General features: G+C 64.2%; 19 protein-coding genes. 10 read left to right on the top strand and 9 right to left on the bottom strand.

All coding sequences use genetic code 11. The annotated features are described in order from the left end of the window. Positions 1–19 precede the first annotated feature (19 nt). On the bottom strand, positions 20–373 hold the full coding sequence (locus ACREP4_RS04250; RefSeq protein ID WP_431594963.1) for a DMT family protein: 354 nt from the start codon (positions 371–373) through the stop codon (positions 20–22). Positions 374–614: 241 nt separating this feature from the next. Here ACREP4_RS04250 and ACREP4_RS04255 point away from each other — a divergent pair, with 241 nt between their 5' ends. The 10 genes from ACREP4_RS04255 to ACREP4_RS04300 all read left to right on the top strand — a co-directional run bounded on the left by ACREP4_RS04255 (position 615) and on the right by ACREP4_RS04300 (position 8,582). Further along, complete coding sequence (locus ACREP4_RS04255; protein ID WP_057633435.1) at positions 615–1,328, top strand: response regulator transcription factor; 714 nt, start codon at positions 615–617, stop codon at positions 1,326–1,328. A gap of 112 nt (positions 1,329–1,440) precedes the next feature. Continuing rightward, a complete protein-coding gene (locus tag ACREP4_RS04260; RefSeq protein ID WP_431595314.1) occupies positions 1,441–2,712 on the top strand; it encodes a sensor histidine kinase in 1,272 nt (423 codons plus the stop codon). Positions 2,713–2,862: 150 nt separating this feature from the next. Further along, positions 2,863–3,243: a diacylglycerol kinase gene (locus tag ACREP4_RS04265; RefSeq protein WP_431594964.1), complete on the top strand. Its 381-nt coding sequence runs from the start codon at positions 2,863–2,865 to the stop codon at positions 3,241–3,243. A 54-nt stretch (positions 3,244–3,297) separates the two neighbouring features. After that, the gene (locus ACREP4_RS04270) at positions 3,298–4,047 is read left to right on the top strand and encodes a TerC family protein (protein WP_431594965.1); all 750 of its coding nucleotides are present in this window, start codon (positions 3,298–3,300) and stop codon (positions 4,045–4,047) included. A 143-nt stretch (positions 4,048–4,190) separates the two neighbouring features. Continuing rightward, a complete protein-coding gene (locus ACREP4_RS04275; RefSeq protein WP_431594966.1) occupies positions 4,191–4,814 on the top strand; it encodes a LemA family protein in 624 nt (207 codons plus the stop codon). A 10-nt stretch (positions 4,815–4,824) separates the two neighbouring features. Further along, complete coding sequence (locus ACREP4_RS04280) at positions 4,825–5,718, top strand: TPM domain-containing protein (RefSeq protein ID WP_431594967.1); 894 nt, start codon at positions 4,825–4,827, stop codon at positions 5,716–5,718. Next, entirely contained in the window at positions 5,718–6,209 is a 492-nt protein-coding gene (locus ACREP4_RS04285) for a TPM domain-containing protein (RefSeq protein WP_431594968.1), read from the top strand. The genes ACREP4_RS04280 and ACREP4_RS04285 overlap by 1 nt, the downstream gene beginning before the upstream one ends. Positions 6,210–6,301: 92 nt before the next feature. Beyond that, positions 6,302–7,207 carry a prolipoprotein diacylglyceryl transferase gene (gene lgt, locus ACREP4_RS04290; protein ID WP_431594969.1) on the top strand — a complete coding sequence of 302 codons (906 nt, stop codon included), beginning with the start codon at positions 6,302–6,304 and terminating at the stop codon, positions 7,205–7,207. Further along, on the top strand, positions 7,204–7,998 hold the full coding sequence (locus ACREP4_RS04295; protein ID WP_431594970.1) for a thymidylate synthase: 795 nt from the start codon (positions 7,204–7,206) through the stop codon (positions 7,996–7,998). The genes lgt and ACREP4_RS04295 overlap by 4 nt, the downstream gene beginning before the upstream one ends. Before the next feature lie 35 nt (positions 7,999–8,033). After that, a complete protein-coding gene (locus ACREP4_RS04300) occupies positions 8,034–8,582 on the top strand; it encodes a dihydrofolate reductase (protein ID WP_431594971.1) in 549 nt (182 codons plus the stop codon). 187 nt (positions 8,583–8,769) lie between these two features. Here the strand turns inward: ACREP4_RS04300 and ACREP4_RS04305 are convergent, their stop codons facing one another. The 8 genes from ACREP4_RS04305 to ACREP4_RS04340 all read right to left on the bottom strand — a co-directional run bounded on the left by ACREP4_RS04305 (position 8,770) and on the right by ACREP4_RS04340 (position 17,558). Beyond that, complete coding sequence (locus ACREP4_RS04305) at positions 8,770–9,411, bottom strand: DUF1287 domain-containing protein (RefSeq protein WP_431594972.1); 642 nt, start codon at positions 9,409–9,411, stop codon at positions 8,770–8,772. After that, complete coding sequence (locus tag ACREP4_RS04310; protein ID WP_431594973.1) at positions 9,408–10,436, bottom strand: symmetrical bis(5'-nucleosyl)-tetraphosphatase; 1,029 nt, start codon at positions 10,434–10,436, stop codon at positions 9,408–9,410. Before ACREP4_RS04310 ends, ACREP4_RS04305 begins: the two co-directional genes overlap by 4 nt. Continuing rightward, on the bottom strand, positions 10,436–10,819 hold the full coding sequence (gene apaG / locus ACREP4_RS04315; RefSeq protein WP_431594974.1) for a Co2+/Mg2+ efflux protein ApaG: 384 nt from the start codon (positions 10,817–10,819) through the stop codon (positions 10,436–10,438). The genes ACREP4_RS04310 and apaG overlap by 1 nt, the downstream gene beginning before the upstream one ends. 49 nt (positions 10,820–10,868) lie before the next feature. Further along, the gene (gene rsmA, locus ACREP4_RS04320; RefSeq protein WP_431594975.1) at positions 10,869–11,684 is read right to left on the bottom strand and encodes a 16S rRNA (adenine(1518)-N(6)/adenine(1519)-N(6))-dimethyltransferase RsmA; all 816 of its coding nucleotides are present in this window, start codon (positions 11,682–11,684) and stop codon (positions 10,869–10,871) included. Next, complete coding sequence (pdxA, locus tag ACREP4_RS04325) at positions 11,681–12,661, bottom strand: 4-hydroxythreonine-4-phosphate dehydrogenase PdxA (protein WP_431594976.1); 981 nt, start codon at positions 12,659–12,661, stop codon at positions 11,681–11,683. Before pdxA ends, rsmA begins: the two co-directional genes overlap by 4 nt. 3 nt (positions 12,662–12,664) lie before the next feature. Next, positions 12,665–14,011, bottom strand: coding sequence for a peptidylprolyl isomerase (locus ACREP4_RS04330; protein ID WP_431594977.1), 1,347 nt, complete (start codon positions 14,009–14,011; stop codon positions 12,665–12,667). After that, the gene (lptD, locus tag ACREP4_RS04335) at positions 14,008–16,449 is read right to left on the bottom strand and encodes an LPS-assembly protein LptD (protein WP_431594978.1); all 2,442 of its coding nucleotides are present in this window, start codon (positions 16,447–16,449) and stop codon (positions 14,008–14,010) included. The genes ACREP4_RS04330 and lptD overlap by 4 nt, the downstream gene beginning before the upstream one ends. Before the next feature lie 188 nt (positions 16,450–16,637). Next, positions 16,638–17,558 (bottom strand): histone deacetylase family protein, encoded by a 921-nt coding sequence (locus ACREP4_RS04340; protein WP_431594979.1) that lies wholly within the window; start codon positions 17,556–17,558, stop codon positions 16,638–16,640. Positions 17,559–17,607 lie beyond the last annotated feature (49 nt).

The raw sequence follows: 17,607 nt of genomic DNA on the forward strand, positions 1-17,607 counted from the left end.
CCCGTCAGCCGCCGTCGCCTCACTCCTTGAACATCAACAACGCCGCCACGACGATCAGCCCGAACGCGGCCCAGTGGTTCCATTTCAAGGGTTGGTCCAGATAGGTCGCCGAGAACACCGCAAACACCAGCAGGGTGATCACTTCCTGCATGCCCTTGAGCTGCGGTGCCGAATACACCGCGCTGCCCAAACGATTGCCGGGCACCTGCAGGCAGTACTCGAAGAACGCGATGCCCCAGCTGACCAGGACGACGGTCATCAGCGGCGCGGATTTGTACTTGAGGTGGCCGTACCAAGCCACGGTCATGAACACATTGCTGGCGATCAGCAGCAACACCGGATACAGGTAGGCGGTAAAGGGCGGGGCGGGCATGAGCGGGTTTGTCGGGGACGGGCCGACAGCATAGGCCTGCGCTGTCATCGATTTTGAAAGTGGCGAATGCATGCTTGGGTGGCTGCCACTGCCATCAGCGTCGGGACGCGGATCGCGCGGCCGGATTTGCCGCGACGGCCTTGTTTTGGTTGCAGATAAAACAAATTCCCGCCAGATGCCTTCACATGGTTTCTACTTGTCATCCGGCATCTTTCACAAAGCTGAAGACTAAGGAGGCTCCATGCGACAGACCAAGGAATCATCCGGGCTCGTGCTGGTTGTCGAGGACAACCGCAACATCTCCGAGATGATTGGCGAGTACCTGGAAGGCAAGGGCTTTGAAGTGGACTACGCGGTCGATGGCCTGGACGGTTATCGGCTGGCGGCCGAGAACAGCTACGACGTGGTGGTGCTGGACCTGATGCTGCCGCGTCTGGACGGCATCGAAGTCTGCCGCCGCCTGCGTAATGAAGCGCGTAAATCCACGCCGGTATTGATGCTGACCGCGCGCGACACGCTGGACGACAAACTCACCGGGCTGGGTTACGGCGCCGATGACTACCTGACCAAACCCTTCGCGATCCAGGAACTGGAAGCGCGCCTGCGTGCGCTGATCCGCCGCGAACGCCGCCAAGTGGGCGCCGAGGTCTTGAAGGTCGCCGACCTGGTGCTGGACCCGGTCAGCATGCGCGCCACCCGCGCCGGCAGCGAGTTGCAGCTGTCGCCGATTGGCCTGCGCCTGCTCACCATCTTGATGCGCGAATCGCCGCGCGTGGTCACCCGCCAGGAGATCGAGCGCGAGATCTGGGGCAATGGCCTACCGGATTCGGACACCTTGCGCAGCCACCTCTACAACCTGCGAAAAATCATCGACAAGCCGTTCGACCGCCCGTTGCTGCACACCGTGCAGAGCGCGGGCTATCGCATCGCCGACATCGGCCAGCCGATGGGCTGACCCTCAGAGCAGGCATAACCGCCGCCGATGACGGGCGGCGGTTGCAGTGGGTATGGCGTCATTGGCAGGCGGTCACTCCCTATAATCACGGCGGTTCAGGGGGATGGACGCAATGCCGTACGGCTTGCCGCACAAGATCAAAGTCGCGTTCATTCTGCAGGCGCTGCTGGCAAGCCTGGGCGTGCTGCTGGGCGGCTATCTGGTATCGCTGCTGATCCAGCACGGCTTGGTGAATGTGGTGCTGAAGGACGAGGCGCAGCACTACTGGTCGCTGCGTGCGCAGTCGGCCGATGCGCCATTGCCCAATACGCGTCATATCCGTGGTTATCTGCTGGCCGATGGCCAGCCTGCCGAACAGATTCCGGCCGATCTACGCGCGCTGGCGCCGGGTTTCCATGAGGTGGAAGCTGCCGAGCAGCTGGTGTTGGTTGACCAGCAGCCGGGTGCTCGGCTGTATCTGGTGTTTCCCCATTCGCAGGCGCGCCGCGCGGCGTTCTGGCTCGGCGTGTTGCCGGTGATGCTGGTGCTGCTGGCGATCTACGCTTTGTCGTGGCTCACCTACCGGGCATCCTGGCGGTTGGTGTCGCCGGTGAACTGGCTGGCGCGGCGGGTGGCGCGCTGGGACCCGCGTTACCCCGATGCCAGCGAGCTGGCGCCGGAGCGATTGCCGGCCGAAGTGCAGGGCGAGGCGCGGCAACTGGCGCTGGCGTTGCATGGCATGGCCGGTCGGGTCAGTGAACACGTTGCCCGCGAGCGCAACTTCACCCGCGATGCCAGTCACGAACTGCGCACGCCATTGACGGTGATCCGCATGGCCAGCGACATGGCTTTGGCCGACCCCGGGCTCACCCCGCGCCTGCAGCGTGGGCTGCAGCGCATCCAGCGCTCCGGTCGCGACATGGAAGCCATCGTCGATGCCTTCCTGCTGCTGGCCCGCGAAACCGACGTAGAGCCATTGTCCGAAGCCTTCGACGTGGGCGATGTGGTGCGCCAGGAAGTAGATGCCGTCGCTGAGCTGCTGGTCGGCAAACCCGTGGAACTGCGGTTACTGATTGATGGCCCGCAGCCGATGGTGGCACCGCCACGGGTGATGCATGTCGTGGTCGGCAATCTGCTGCGCAATGCCTGCCACTTCACCGATGCCGGCGAAATCGAGGTGCAGGTGGCAGAGGGCCGGGTGGTGGTGCGCGATACCGGCATCGGCATGAGCGCTGAAGCGTTGTCGCGGGTGTTCGAGCCGTTTTTCCGGGGCGAGGAAGGCCAGCCACAGGGCGCCGGGCTGGGCCTGCCCATCGTGCGGCGGCTGTGTGAACGCTGCGGCTGGCGGATCACGCTGGAGAGCCGTGAAGGCGTCGGCACCACGGCAACCCTGCACTACCGCTGAGGCGCCCTGGGACCCGGCTTAGGGTGCCGTGAGGGCGAATGTGGCAAAATTGCCGATTGTTTTTCCACCCAACCGGTATTTTCTGCATGCCAGCTTCCCAGTTCCGGCAACTTTGGTGTGACCGTCGCGTGGCTGCGTGCCAGGTGTCCCATGGCTGATCAGACCGGGCATATGCCGCGCGGGCCGGCCCGCATCTTCAAGGCGGCGCAATGGTCCTGGCAGGGCCTGAAGGCCGCTTGGCTGCATGAGTCCTCGTTCCGGCTGGAGGTTTGCCTGTTCGTGGTGCTGGCGCCGCTGGCGCTGTGGCTGGGGCATGGGCCGATCGAACAGGTGCTGCTGATCGGCTCGATGCTGCTGGTGCTGGCGATGGAGCTGGCCAATTCGGCCATCGAGGCCGTGATCGAGCGCTATGGCCCGGAGTACCACGTGCTGGCCGGGCGCGCCAAGGACATGGGATCGGCCGCGGTGTTCGTGCTGATGATGAATGTGTTGCTGTGCTGGGGATTGATCCTGGCGCCGCGTTTTCTCTGAAAAACCATCCGCCGAGTGGCGGTGGTTTCACGTTTTTGTTGAAGGATTGCCTGCATGTCTTTTGAGATTCTTGCCGACCCCAATGTGTGGTTGACCTTGTTCATGTTGAGCGCGCTGGAAATCGTGCTCGGTATCGACAACCTGGTGTTCATTTCCATCGCCGTGGGCCGCTTGCCGGAACATCAGCGCCCGGTGGCACGTCGCGTCGGCATCGCGGTGGCGTGCATCACCCGCATCCTGTTGCTGGTGTCGCTGGCTTACCTGGCGCACATGGAAAACAACCTGTTCAACGTGTTCGGCATGGGCATTTCCATCCGTGACCTGGTGCTGGTGATTGGCGGTCTGTTCCTGCTCTACAAGGGCATCGCGGAAATCCGCGAACTGGTCAGCGGCGGCGAAGATGCCGACCCGACCACCACCAAGGCCACCGCGTCGTTTGGCATGGTGATCGCGCAGATCGCGGTTATCGACATCGTGTTCTCGCTGGACTCGGTCATCACCGCCGTCGGCATCGCCGACCATGTACCGGTGATGGTCTGCGCGGTGCTGCTGTCGGTGGCGGTGATGCTGCTGGCGGCCAACCCGCTGGGCCGCTTCATTGACGCCAACCCGACCGTGAAGCTGCTGGCGCTGGCCTTCATCCTGCTGGTCGGTGCGGTGCTGGTGCTTGATGGCCTGGACGTGCACGTGCCCAAGCCCTACATCTACGCCGCCATGGGCTTCTCGGTGATGGTGGAGTGGTTGAACCTGCTGATGCGCCGCAACGCCAAGGCCCACCACGTGCCGGGCGCGGACAACTGGTAAGCGAGTGAGCTGGCCGGCCATCACGTCGGTCAGGTTCGCCCCGCAGCAACCGAAGGGCCGGCACATTGCCGGCCCTTCTTGTATGCACACGCTGCACACGGACCGTGGCATGCTCGGCCCCTCTGCCGTCCAAGGGTCCGACCATGCGCCAGTACCTCCGTCTGATGCTGCTTGTTGTCGCGGTGATTTCGATATCCGGGTGTGGCTACAACGCCATCCAGCAGAAGGACGAAGCGGTCAAGGCCGGCTGGTCCGAGGTGCTGAACCAATACAAGCGCCGCGCCGATTTGATTCCCAACCTGGTCAACACCGTGCAGGGCTATGCCCAGCAGGAACGGCAGGTGCTGACCGAAGTCACCAACGCTCGCGCCAAGGTCGGGCAGATCCAGGTCAATGCCGACGATGCGGCCTCGCTGCAGCAGTTCCAGCAGGCGCAGGGCGAACTGGGCAGCGCGCTGTCGCGGTTGCTGGTGGTCAGCGAGAACTACCCGACGCTGAAGTCGGACCAGAATTTCCGTGACCTGCAGGCGCAGCTGGAAGGCACCGAAAACCGCATCACCGTGGCGCGCGGTCGCTACATCCAGCTGGTGCAGGACTACAACACCTACATCCGCTCGTTCCCGCAGGTGATCACCGCAAAAATGTTCGGCTATGCGGCCAAGCCCAACTTCACGGTCGAGAACGAGGCGCAGATTTCGCAGCCACCGGAAGTGAAGTTCGGCAACCCGCAGCCGGCCACGCCGCCGGCCCCGGCTCCGGCGCAGTGAGTCGGCATCGGTGAGTGGCGTGTTGCCACGGCTGTGGTGGCTGGTCTGCCTGCTCGGGTTGAGCTGGGCAGGCTTGGCCGGTGCGCAGCAGCTGGCGCCGATTCCGCCGCTGGATTCGCCGGTGGTCGACACCACCGGCACTCTGGATGCCGCACAGAAGCAGGCATTGGAACAACAGGCGCTGGCCCTGCAGCAGCGCAAGGGCAGCCAGCTGCAGGTGCTGATCGTACCCAGCACCGCGCCGGAAGAAATTTCCCAGTACGCCACGCGGGTCATCGAGCAATGGGCCATCGGCCGCAAGGGTGTGGACGATGGCGTGTTGTTGGTGGTCGCCAAAAATGACCGGCGGGTGCGGATCGAGCCGGGTTACGGATTGGAGGGCGCCATTCCCGACGCCATCGCCAACCGGGTCATCCAGGAATACCTGGTGCCGCATTTTCGTCAGGACGATTACGCCGGTGGCATCACTGCCGCCACGGCCGTGCTGGTCAAGCTGATCGACGGCGAGGAACTGCCGCCGCCGGTGAGCAGCAACCGCGAGCCGGGCGGTGATGGCGACCAGACCTTCTTCGTCGCCATCGTCATCGGTGTGCTGGCATCGGCGTTCATGCGTGTGCTGTTGTCGCGATTGCCACGCGCGCTGCGTGGCCTGGTGGCTGGGCTGCTTGCCGGTGGCGCCGGGCTGCTGCTGTTGTCGATGATGGGCGGCGGCATTGCCGCGCTGGTGGCGTTCTTCCTCTCGTTCGGCAATGCGTCGCGTGGCGGCTTCGCCCGTGGCGGTGGTTGGGGTGGAGGCGGATTTGGAGGCGGTGGCGGTTTCGGCGGCGGTGGCTTCGGAGGAGGCGGCGGCTGGGGTGGCGGCGGTGGTCGTTCAGGAGGCGGTGGCGCCTCGGGGAGTTGGTGATGCGTTGGTGGCGGCATCTGTTTGCACCTTCAGCGCAGGCGGCCTTCCCGGAACCGAGCCTGGATCGCATCGCCAAGGCCATCGCCGAGGGCGAGCGTCTGCACGACGGCCAGGTGATGTTCGCGGTTGAATCCGACTTGCCGCTGTCCGCCATCTGGAAGGGCGTCAGCCCGCGTGATCGTGCCGATCATGCCTTCGCTGTACTGCGCACCTGGGACACCCGTGCCAACAACGGTGTGTTGATCTATCTGTTGCTGGCCGATCACGCCATCGAGATCGTCGCCGACCGTGGCTTGCGTGAGGCGGTGGATGCGGCGCGTTGGCAACAGGTGTGCGACCACTTGCGCGAGCAACTGCAGCAGGGCGATCGCGAAGCCTCCGTGCTGGCGGCGGTGGCCGAGGTTTCACAACTGCTGGCGATGTACTTCCCGCCGGATTCCTCACGCCCGTCAGGCAATGAATTGCCGGATCGACCGCAGCTGCTGGGCTGAACCCGCAACGGGCTGACCTGACGGCATGGCTTGAGCCCGGGGGAGGCTGCCCTGAGAATAGGCAATCGTTCGTTTCGCTGGACAGCACCTGCATGATCTACCTCCATGACATAGACCCCATCGCCTTCTCGCTGGGGCCGATCAAGGTGCACTGGTACGGCGTCATGTACCTGCTGGGTTTCGCCGCCGCCTGGTGGCTGGGGCGTACCCGCATCCGTGCCGGGCGCCTGCCCGGCGTGGACATGAATGGTTTTTCCGATCTGCTGTTCTACGCCATGCTCGGCGTCGTGCTGGGCGGGCGCATCGGCTACATGCTGTTCTATGCAACCGCTGACTTCCTGCACAACCCGCTGATCCTGCTGCGGGTGTGGGAAGGCGGCATGAGCTTCCACGGCGGCCTGCTCGGTGTGATCGCGGCGGGCTGGTGGTGGACGCGCAAGCACAAGCTGCATGTCTTCGACACGCTGGATTTCGTCGCGCCGCTGGTGCCGCTGGGCCTGGGCTTCGGTCGGCTGGGCAACTTCATCGGTGGCGAGTTGTACGGCAAGTTCACCAATGCCAGCTGGGGCGTGATCTTCCCGCATGCGCCGTTGAAGGACATTCCCGCCGGCTTGCCGACCATGCAGCAACTGATGTCTGCCGCGCAGATCCAGCAGGACTACGCAGCCGGCCTGCTCAATCAGTACGCACGCCATCCCTCGCAGTTGTATGAAGCGTTGTTGGAAGGGCTGGTGATGTTCGTCGTGCTGTGGGCGTTCTCGATGAAACCGCGCGCGCGTTATGTGGTGTCTGGCTTGTTCGCGCTGATGTACGGCAGCTTCCGCTTTCTGGTCGAGTTCGTGCGCATGCCCGACAACGGCGTCTATGTCGCGTTCGACTGGCTCACGCGCGGGCAGATCCTGAGCCTGCCGCTGATCGCACTCGGTGTTGGCCTGCTGCTGATGTCGCGCTGCGCCCCGGTCCTGCATCCCGTCCTGCCCACTGGAGAGAAAGCGTGAAGCCCTATCTGGATCTGCTGCAGCACGTCCTCGAGCATGGCAGTGAGAAGTCCGACCGCACCGGCACCGGCACGCGCAGCGTATTCGGTTGGCAGATGCGCTTCGACCTCAACCAGGGCTTCCCGCTGGTCACCACCAAGAAACTGCACCTGCGCTCGATCATCCACGAGCTGCTGTGGTTCCTGAAAGGCGACACCAACATCGGCTACCTGAAGGACAACAAGGTCAACATCTGGGACGAGTGGGCCGATGCCAACGGCGACCTTGGCCCGGTGTACGGCAAGCAGTGGCGCAGCTGGGCGACGGCCGACGGCAAACAGATCGACCAGATGCAGTGGCTGGTGGACGAGATCAAACGCAACCCGGATTCGCGACGTTTGGTGGTCAGCGCGTGGAACGTGGGCGAGTTGTCGCAGATGGCACTGATGCCATGCCACAACCTGTTCCAGTTCTACGTAGTGGACGGCAAGCTCAGCTGCCAGCTGTACCAGCGCAGCGGCGACATTTTCCTCGGCGTGCCGTTCAACATCGCCAGCTACGCGCTGCTGACCCATATGGTCGCGCAGGCCACCGGCCTGGGCGTGGGCGATTTTGTGCACACGCTGGGCGACGCGCATTTGTATTCCAACCATTACGAACAGGCCCGCGAGCAGCTGTCGCGCGAACCGCGCGCGCTGCCCACGCTGTGGTTGAACCCGGAAGTGACCGACCTGTTTGGCTTCCAGTTCGACGACATCCGCATCGATGGTTACGACCCGCATCCGGCGATCAAGGCGCCGGTGGCGGTATGAACCAAGCGCAGGGAACGGGGAGCCGGGAACCGGGAATGTTGGGTCATGCAGATGCGGTGACTTCAGGCGATTCTCCGTTCGCTGCCCCCGGTTCCCGGCTTTCGCTTATTGCCGCACTCGATCGCAATCGCGGCATTGGTCGCGACAACGCGATGCCGTGGCATCTGCCGGATGATTTCAAACACTTCAAGGCGCTGACGCTCGGCAAGCCGATTCTGATGGGGCGAAAGACCGCCGAATCATTGGGCCGCGCACTGCCGGGCCGCACCAACCTTGTGTTGACCCGCAGCGGCCAGGTGCCGTTCGCCGGGATGCGTGCGGTGGCGTCATTGGAGCAGGCGCAGGCCATCGCGGCAGAAGAGGGCGCCAGCGAGTTGTGTGTGATCGGTGGCGGCGAGATTTATCGCCTGCTGCTGGATCAGGCCACGGATCTGTACTTGACCTGGGTGGAGACGGAAGTAGCGGCAGACACGCACTTCCCCGAAGTTGACCGGGCGCAATGGCAGGAAGTGGACAGCCAACTGCATCACGCCGATGAGCGGCACGCGTTCGCGTTCCGTTTCGTGCACTACCAGCGAAGGTGAGCGGCCTCGACCGCAAAGCGGTTGTGGTGATCGGCAATTGAAAAGCCCAACTTTCCCGCGGCTACGCCAAAGGGACAGGACGGAATACGTGAACTGTCAGGTTGCGAAGCTTCTGCATTTTGCCCTCCCTTTCGCCGCAGGCGAAGGAGAGGGCTGGGGAGAGGTGCTTCTCCCCCCACACCAGCCATCAAACTGCCGGCCGGTAGTGTCCAATGATCGCGTGCTGGAACAGCAGATCCTCCTCCTGCGTGCCGCGCGCGATGTTGTGCAGAATCAGCGGCGTGCCATCGGCCAAGCGCCGGTCGGAGACGATGCCGATGTGCAGTAACCCATTGCCGTTGAGCTTCCACGCCACGATATCGCCGGGACGATAATCACCGGCGTGATCACTGCTCGGCCGCTGCCAGCCTTGCCGCTCAAACCAGCGCATCTGGTTGGGCACGCGGCGGTGATCGATGTTTGGATCAGCCCGTTTCAGCCCCCACAACGCCGGGTATTCAGAGAAGTGCGCGCGCATGTCGTCATGGATGCGCGCCTGCAGATCGATGCCTTGTTCGCGCAGTGCGCGAATGACCACATCGGTGCAGACGCCGCGATCTAGGGGCACGTCACCGTTCGGATATCGCAGGGAAAAGTAGGCGGGATCGTAGCGGACAGTGCGCCCAACTTGCGCGCGTGCGGCAGCCACCAACGGTGGCGACGGTGCGGGAACTGCAGCGGCGGGTTCGATCGAAGCTGCGGCGTGATCATCTACCGCATCCGGGTTTTGTTGGCAGGCGCCGAGCAACAGCATGGCCATCAGCAGCGATGCCGATGACCAAGGCTTCATTCGGTCGGCGCCGGCTTGTTCTGGTTGCCGCCCGGGTTGCCGTTGCCAGCACCACCGCCATTGCCGCGCGGGCGATGGCGACGCGGGCGTCGGCGTTGTTCGCTGCGCTCGTTGTTGCCGCCTTCACTGCGCGGCTCAGCGCGACGTTCCGCTTGTGCCGCCGGCTGGGGCTTACGCGGCGGCTGTGCGCCCGGCACTGGTGCCGGGACATCACGGCCCGGCACCTGCACGACGCGCAGGTCTTCGCTGTCCAACTGCAGTGCGGTCAGCTTGCCGCCCCACACTGCGCCGGTATCAATGGCGTGCACGCCCTGGGTGATGGTCAGGCCCAAGGCCGACCAATGGCCGCAGACCATCTTCAACTCGCGCTCGACCCGGCCCGGCACTTCAAACCACGGGTACATGCCCTGTGCCTGCGTACCGGGCGTGCCTTTGTCTTCCATGCTGATGCGCCCGCCCGGCGTGCAGTAACGCATCCGGGTGAACATGTTGATGATCGCGCGCGAGCGGTCGTAGCCACTCAGACCCGGCGCCCACACCGGCTTGTCGCCGTACATGTTGCGGAACAGCTTGCGATAGCCATTGCCGTGCAACTGCTGCTCGACTTCGCGCGCATGCTTTTCGGCCAGTGCAACAGTCCACTTCGGCGCCAGGCCAGCATGGAACATCATCCAGCCCAGCTCGCGATCCACGTGCACCAGCTTCTGCATGCGCAGCCAGTCCAGCAGCACATTGCGGTCTTCGGCCAGCACGATGCGCTGCAGGTCCTGGTTGACCTTGCGCTGCTCCTCGTCGCTGCGTGCGCCGATGGCCAGCAGCGAAAGGTCATGATTGCCGAGCACCACCACCGACTGCTCGCGCAGCGAATGCACCAGCCGCAGCGTCTCCAGCGATTGCCCGCCACGGTTGACCAGGTCACCACAGAACCACAGTTTGTCGGCAGCCGGATCGAAGTTGATCTTCTCCAGCAGGCGCTGGGTGACGTCGTAGCAGCCTTGCAGGTCGCCGATTGCCCAGATCGCCATCAGTGCAGCGTCCTGGGAATGGCCAATACAAACGGCGCGATCGCCGCAGCGAACTCGGTGCCGTCGTCGGCGACCATGTCGTAGTGGCCCTGCATGGTGCCGTGCTCGGTGCCGAGCATGATGCCGGAGGTGTAACGGAACTCCTCGCCCGGGCGCAGCCGCGGTTGTTCACCGACCACGCCATCGCCGTCGACGTGCTCGACCCGGCCTTCGCCGTCGGTGATGCGCCAATGCCGGCTGATCAGCCGCGCCGGCATGGTGCCGCGGTTGTGGATGCGGATCGTGTAGGCGAACGCAAAGCGCCCGTCTTCAGGGGCCGACTGTTCGTCGATGAAGCGAGGGGAGACCTCGATCTCGATCGCGTAGTGGCGGGAATCTTCCATGCGGGGAGTGTAAGCAAAAGCAGGTGATCGGAATGCGCAACTGCCGCAATCAAGCGTGCGGCAGGTTGGCAAGGCGGATGAAATCGGCAACTTCAAGTTGTTCGGCACGCGCGTCACTGCGCACGCCGGCGGCCGCGAACTGGGCCTCGTCAATCACGCCGTTGAGCGCGTTGCGCAGGGTTTTGCGGCGTTGGCCGAACGCGGCGCGAACCACATCGGCAAAGCGCTTGCGGTCATTGATGCCCACCGTTGCGGGATCACGCGGCACCATGCGCACCACGGCCGAATCCACCTTCGGCGGCGGCCGGAACGCGCCCGGCGGCACCACGAACAGCGCCTGGACTTCGCACCATGCCTGCAACATCACGCTCAAACGGCCGTAGACCTTGCTGCCCGGGCCGGCGGCCATGCGGTCGACCACTTCCTTCTGCAGCATGAAGGTCATGTCAGAGATCGCGGCGGCGTGTTCCAGCGCGTGGAACAGGATCGGCGAGGAGATGTTGTAGGGCAGGTTGCCGACCAGACGGATCTGCCCACCGGCGGCCAGCTCGGTGAAATTCACCTGCAGCACGTCGCGGTGGACGATGGTCAGCTCGCCCAGCGGCGCGGCGGCTTCGGTGAGTGGCGTGATCAGGTCACGGTCGAACTCGATGACCGTCAGCCGCGGGTGGCGGCGCAGCAACGGGAAGGTAATGGCGCCCTGGCCGGGGCCGATTTCGACCAGACGGTCGTCGCCCTTCGGGTCGACCGCCATCACGATCTTTTCGACGTAGTACTTGTCGGCCAGAAAATGCTGGCCCAGCTGCTTCTTCGGCGGCGCACTGAAGCCGCTGCCGCTCATGCGCGGGGAGTGTGAGGAATTCATTGGGGGATTTTACGTTGTGCAGCCAGCCTGGCGCACAAAACCGTGGCGGCAAACAAGCTGGAGGGGTCGGCAACGCCTTTGCCGGCCAGATCCAGCGCGGTGCCGTGGTCCACGGCCACGCGCGGGTAGGGCAGGCCGAGGGTGATGTTGGTGGCCTGCTCGAAGCCGCTGTACTTGAGCACCGGCAGGCCCTGGTCGTGATACATGGCCAGCACGGTGTCGAAACCGGCCAACTTGGCCGGCAGGAATGCGGTGTCCGCCGGCAGCGGGCCGATCAGGTTCATGCCTTCGCTGCGCAGCTGCTCCAGCAACGGGATCATCACGTCCAGTTCTTCGCGGCCCAGATGCCCGTCTTCGCCGGCATGCGGATTCAGCCCGAGCACCGCAATGCGCGGTTGCGACAGGCCGAAATCACGGCGCAGCGCGGTATGCGTGGTGCTGATCACCTTGCGCAGGCCGGCAGCGGTGATGGCGTCGGCCACGTCCCGCAGCGGCAAATGGGTGGTGGCCAGGGCAACGCGGACGATGTCGTTGGCCAGCATCATCACCACGTCCACCCCGGCCTGGTTGGCCAGCAGTTCGGTGGTGCCGCTGTAGGCGATGCCGCCCTCGTTGATCACCGCCTTGTGCACCGGGCCAGTGACCACGCCATCCAGGCTGCCGTCCAGGCAGGCCTGACCGGCGCCGAGCAGGGCGTCGATCACCGCACGCGCATTGCGGGCGTCGGGCGTACCAAACCGGCTGGGGACAGCATTGGGTACTGCGCGCAGGCGCAGGTCGCCGGGCGCAACGGCGCGGGCATCTTCGGGCAGCAACTGCAGCGGCAGGGCCAGTGCGGCAGCGGCCGCGCGCAGGGTATCCGGGTCTGCAAATGCCAACAGCCGGCAATCATTGCGCGGCTGTTGGGCGAGTCGGATACAGAGTTCCGGGCCAATCCCGGAAGGCTCGCCCGGAACCAGAGCGAGCTGGGGAATCATCGATCAGGGCTTGGTAGGTTCGGGTTCGGCCGTGCCTTCGGCACGGTCACCGCTGCGGAAGCTGACGTAGGCTTCGCCACGCAGCTCCTGCAGGAAACGGTTGTACTCGTCATCCAGCTTGCGGCGGCCGATCTGCTCACGCACCTGTGCGCGCTTGTTGTCGTCGGTCACATCAGTCTGTCGCGTGGCGACGCGCTGGACGATGTGCCAGCCGGCATCGGTACGGAACGCGCCGGTCACGCCGCCATCGCTGACGCTTTCCACCTGCTTGCCGAAATCCGGGCCGAACGCATCGGCCGGGAACCAGCCCAGATCACCGCCCTGGCCACGGCTGTTGGTGTCGTCCGAGGACTCCTTGGCCACGGCCTGGAAATCGGCGCCGCCGGCAATCTGCGCGCGCAGGGTTTCGATCTTGGCCTTGGCAGCCGCGTCGCTGACCTGGTCGGTCACGCGGATCAGGATGTGACGGGCGTGGAGCTCGGTGACCTTGCGGGCATCGCCGCCGGCATTGCTGTCACGCACTTCCACCAGCTTCAGCAGCTGGAAGCCGCTGGGACCGCGGATCGGGCCAAGCACATCGCCCGACTTCATGCTCTTGATCTGGTTGGAGAACGCGCTGGGGATTTCATCCAGACTGCGCCAGCCCAGGTCACCGCTTTCCAGAGCGTTGGGGCTGTCCGAATAACGCACCGCTGCTGCGGCGAAATCCAGTTCACCCTTGTCCAGCAGGTTCTTGATGCCATCGACCTTGCTCTGGCCGGTGGCGATCTGCTCGGCGGTGGCGCCTTCGGGCACAGCCACCAGGATGTGGGCGAGGTGGTACTGCGCGCCGCCGGCATTCTGCTGGGCCAGCGCGGCGTCAACTTCGCCTTCGCTGACGCTGATGCGGCTCTGCGCGAAGCTCTGGCGCAAACGCTGGGTGATGATTTCCTCGCGCACCGAGTTACGGAAATCGGAGAAACCGATGCCGTCCTGGGCCAGTCGCTGACGCAGCGTGTCGACATCGCTGCCGTTCTGCTGGGCGATGCTGCTGATGGCGTGATTCAGTTCTTCGTCGCTGACATGGATGCCGCTGCCATCGGCACGCGCCACCTGCAGCTTGACCAGCACCAGACGCTCCAGTACCTGACGCTCCAGCACGCTGTCCGGCGGCAACTGTGCCTCGCGGCCGGCGTATTGGCCCTTGATGTTGTTGACCGCGCGCTGCAGTTCGCTCTGCAGGATCACGTTTTCGTCAACGATGGCGGCGATACGATCCAGCGGCTCGTTCTGCTGCTGGGCGGCTGCAGGAGCAGTCACACCGGAAAACGCCAGCAAAGTGGCGAGGACTACGGGAAGAGTTTTGGTCATGGAATCAGATTCGGATCGTAGTCGTCCTCGAGCGCCTCGATGTTGCTGGGCGGTACGAGGTACAGGTCATCTCGGTTGTAGCCGAGAATAGCACGGCGCAAAGTGCGGTCCGTGTCTTGTCCAACCGAGCTCAGGCCCTTGAGCACGAACTCGATCTGGAAGGAGTTGTTGAGGTCACCCTCGCGGTTCTTGACGTAACGACGGGCCAGCGCGCGCACGGCCAGGCAGCAGCTGTCCCACTGCACACCACCGATGATCTCCAGCGGCTTCTTGTCGGCTTCAAGCAGCGAGTAGTAATAGCGACCGACAATGCTCCAGCGCGGATTGATCGGGTACAGGAAGGAGAAATCCACCTGTTTGAGCTGATCGGTATTGGTGCTGGGATTGCGGCGGTAACGGTAACTCAGGTTGACGATACCGTCGTTCGGGAACAGGTAGCGACCGCGAATGCTGGCCAGATCTTCCTTGCGGTACTTGGGGTTCCACTGGTAGGTGCTGCCCAGCGTCCAGCGGTCGGTGATGGCCCAGTTGACGTCGGCCACCCACGCGGACTTGCCGTCGCGCACGACCGGATCATTGGGATTGAGGGTGACCAGCGAATCGTCGAAATAGGTGATCTGACCGATGCTGGCCGACAGCTTTTCACGTCCGTCTTCCTGGCGGATCAGGCGGGTGGTCAGCGCCGTGGTCAGCTGGTTGGCATCGTTCTGGCGGTCTGCGCCGGTGAAGCGCGAGTCGCGGAATAACTGGCCCCAGCTGAAGGTGAAGGCACGGGTGTCGAACAGCGGCATGTCGTCCTGGTCGCGGTACGGCGTGTTCAGGTAGAACAGCCGCGGCTCCAGGGTGTTGAGGTAGGACTTGCCCCCGATGCTGGTCTCGCGGTCAAAGAACATGCCCATGTCGATGCTGCCGATTGGCACGCTGCGGCTGGGCGAGGTGTTACCGCGCAGTTGCTCCGGCGTAGCCGTATTCGGGTTGATGCCAGCTGCCTGCAGGTTCTGCCGACGGATGTCGTCGGCCAGGCCCCGCTCCAGGTCATAGGCGGTGTAGCGCCAGGCCAGGGTCGGGGTGATGTACCAGGAGGCACCGGCCAGCGGCATCGAGATATAGGGTTTGATGTCCAGGCGGGAGCCGCCGGGCTTGAGGGTTACCTGACCGGTGCGGACGTACTCGCCATCGGCATCAACTCTTTTCTGGTGGATGTCGTCGTGGGTGAAACGCACGGCTTCAGCGTAAACGCCGGTTTCAAACCAGTTGCCGTAGCTCTCCTCCCAGGTGCCGAACAGGCGTGGCTGGCGGCTATAGGGCAGGGAGCTTTCGGTCAACGTGTAATCGGTGAGCTGCCACTCGTCGGCCATCAGACCGGCGGTCCAGCTGCGGCCGGAGCCGTACAGGCCGGCGCTGCTCTGCAGGTTGGAGGCCGTCACGCCGAGCAGGCGATTGGCGAAATCCTCCATGTAGCGTTCGTCGCTGACCCAGGCCACGTTGGCGCGGGCCTGCCAGTGGCGATCAATGTTGTGGTAGCCGCTGAACTGGACTTTGCCGCGATCCTTGTCGCGCAACGAGTCGTTGGGCAGATACGCGGTATCCAGCTGGCCCCTGCCGCCGGAATAGAGATAGCGGAACTCGTTGTCCAGCATCAGGCCGCGCTTGCTCATGTAGCGCGGGCTGAGGGTGTCGTCGTAGTTCGGGGCCAGGTTGAAATAGATCGGCTGGGCATAGTCGAAACCGTTGCGGCCGGACATGCTCAACTTCGGGTAAAGCAAACCGGTCTGGCGACGGTCATCGATCGGGAATTTGAACCAGGGCGCATAGAACACCGGCACCTTGCCGATACGCAGCACTGCGTTGCGGGCGGTGCCGAAGCCGGCCTCGTTGTCCACTTCGATCTGCGGTGCTACCAACTTCCACACCGGTTGCGAGGGATCGCAGGTGGTGTAGGTGGAGTGGTGCATCTGCCCCACCGAGCCCTGCAGGTCGATCGACTCGGCGCCACCGTTGCCGCGCCGGGAGACCAACTGGTACTGGATGTTGCTGATCTTGTGGCTGTCTGCTTCCTGGTTGCCTTCGGCACGTTCGGCCATCATCCGGATCGAGGTGTCCGAATAACGGACATTGCCCTCGGCGATGTAATTGCCGGTCTCGGTGTCGAAGCGCAGGTTGTCAGTGCCCATGAACTGGTCACCGCGCTTGAGCACCACATTGCCTTGGTATTGGGGAATGGTGCTGGTGCCGCTCAGCTCATTGCCTTCAATATCGGTGGGCAACTGCTCGCGACTGGCGGCAGCGGCCGGATCGGCCTTGGGTGCTTCGCTGAAGGCGGGCAGGACGTCGGTGGCTGGGCAGAGGCCCCAGTTCACCGGCTTATCATCGGCCATCGCCGGCAGGCAGATGGCAATTCCCAGGGGTAACGGAAGCAGGCGGAAGGCTCGGCGCACGCGGTCAGGGTTCGGGGGAAAACGGTCGCTAGCTTGCCCCATCGCCTGCATGGGGGCAATGAAGGTGGTTGGAGGGAGCCGGTTCGGGTTCATTGACCCCGCTGACGACGGCGTCTGCGTTGCCGGGGCAGGCCGGCATGCGCGATGGATGCGTGTCAGTCAGATAGGAGTCGGCTGCGGCGGCCGAGTCAGCCGTCCAGCAAGGCCTGGACGTGCGCCACGCTGCATTCGCGCAGCGCCTGCAGGTCATAGCCGCCTTCCAGCAGGGAGACCACACGGCCGCTGCCGTGGCGATTGGCGATGCTGACCAGTTCGGCGGTCAACCAGCCGAAATCTTCGGTTTCCACCATCAGGTCGGCTTGCGGGTCGCGCATATGCGCGTCGAATCCGGCGGAAATGAACAGCAACTGTGGCCGGAAGTCTTCGATCTGCGGCAGCATCTCGTCGGCCCAGGTATTGCGGAAGCGGAACCCGCCACTGCCCGGGGGCAACAGGATGTTGCAGATGTTGCCGACGCCGCGCTCGCGCATGCTGCCCGAGTACGGAAACAGGCCGGATTGGTGGGTGCTGTAATACGCCACCTGCGGGTCGGTCTCGAAGATCGCTTGGGTGCCATTGCCGTGGTGAACGTCGAAATCGACGATGGCGATGCGCTCCAGACCGTACTTGTCGCGCGCATAGGCGGCTGCGATGGCGGCGTTGTTGAACAGGCAGAAGCCCATCGCGGTATCGGCGGTGGCGTGGTGGCCGGGCGGGCGCACTGCGCAGAACGCGCGGCGTGCGTTGTCCTCCAGCATCACCGCATCGACCGCCGCCACACCGGCACCGGCCGCATGCAGCGCAGCACTGGCCGAGCCGGGCGAGGTGAAGGTGTCCAGGTCGATGCGCCGCAGCGGTTGCGCCTGCGCCTGCAGAACGTCGTCGATCAGCTCACGACAATGCACCCGCGCCAGTTCGCCCAGTTTGGCCGGCGGCGCTTCACGCCATTGCAGCTGATCGGGGAATTCGCCGCGCAAGGCGGCAATCACCTCGCGCAGGCGTTCCGGGGATTCAGGATGATCGGCGCCCGGGTCGTGGCCCAGGCAGGCGGGATGGGTGAATACGAGCATTGCCGAACTGTAACCGGCTGCGCAGAGCTTTGCGCGGCGGGCCCTACCA

The sequence above is a fragment of the Stenotrophomonas sp. genome, assembly GCF_050737575.1.
In the GTDB taxonomy this organism is placed as follows: domain Bacteria; phylum Pseudomonadota; class Gammaproteobacteria; order Xanthomonadales; family Xanthomonadaceae; genus Stenotrophomonas.

Coding starts and splice junctions, on each gene's coding strand:
- ACREP4_RS04250 (WP_431594963.1), bottom strand. CDS start 373: ATGCCCGCCCCGCCCTTTACCGCCTACCTGTATCCGGTGTTGCTGCTG.
- ACREP4_RS04255 (WP_057633435.1), top strand. CDS start 615: ATGCGACAGACCAAGGAATCATCCGGGCTCGTGCTGGTTGTCGAGGAC.
- ACREP4_RS04260 (WP_431595314.1), top strand. CDS start 1,441: ATGCCGTACGGCTTGCCGCACAAGATCAAAGTCGCGTTCATTCTGCAG.
- ACREP4_RS04265 (WP_431594964.1), top strand. CDS start 2,863: ATGGCTGATCAGACCGGGCATATGCCGCGCGGGCCGGCCCGCATCTTC.
- ACREP4_RS04270 (WP_431594965.1), top strand. CDS start 3,298: ATGTCTTTTGAGATTCTTGCCGACCCCAATGTGTGGTTGACCTTGTTC.
- ACREP4_RS04275 (WP_431594966.1), top strand. CDS start 4,191: ATGCGCCAGTACCTCCGTCTGATGCTGCTTGTTGTCGCGGTGATTTCG.
- ACREP4_RS04285 (WP_431594968.1), top strand. CDS start 5,718: ATGCGTTGGTGGCGGCATCTGTTTGCACCTTCAGCGCAGGCGGCCTTC.
- lgt (WP_431594969.1), top strand. CDS start 6,302: ATGATCTACCTCCATGACATAGACCCCATCGCCTTCTCGCTGGGGCCG.
- ACREP4_RS04300 (WP_431594971.1), top strand. CDS start 8,034: ATGTTGGGTCATGCAGATGCGGTGACTTCAGGCGATTCTCCGTTCGCT.
- ACREP4_RS04305 (WP_431594972.1), bottom strand. CDS start 9,411: ATGAAGCCTTGGTCATCGGCATCGCTGCTGATGGCCATGCTGTTGCTC.
- ACREP4_RS04310 (WP_431594973.1), bottom strand. CDS start 10,436: ATGGCGATCTGGGCAATCGGCGACCTGCAAGGCTGCTACGACGTCACC.
- apaG (WP_431594974.1), bottom strand. CDS start 10,819: ATGGAAGATTCCCGCCACTACGCGATCGAGATCGAGGTCTCCCCTCGC.
- rsmA (WP_431594975.1), bottom strand. CDS start 11,684: ATGAATTCCTCACACTCCCCGCGCATGAGCGGCAGCGGCTTCAGTGCG.
- pdxA (WP_431594976.1), bottom strand. CDS start 12,661: ATGATTCCCCAGCTCGCTCTGGTTCCGGGCGAGCCTTCCGGGATTGGC.
- ACREP4_RS04330 (WP_431594977.1), bottom strand. CDS start 14,011: ATGACCAAAACTCTTCCCGTAGTCCTCGCCACTTTGCTGGCGTTTTCC.
- ACREP4_RS04340 (WP_431594979.1), bottom strand. CDS start 17,558: ATGCTCGTATTCACCCATCCCGCCTGCCTGGGCCACGACCCGGGCGCC.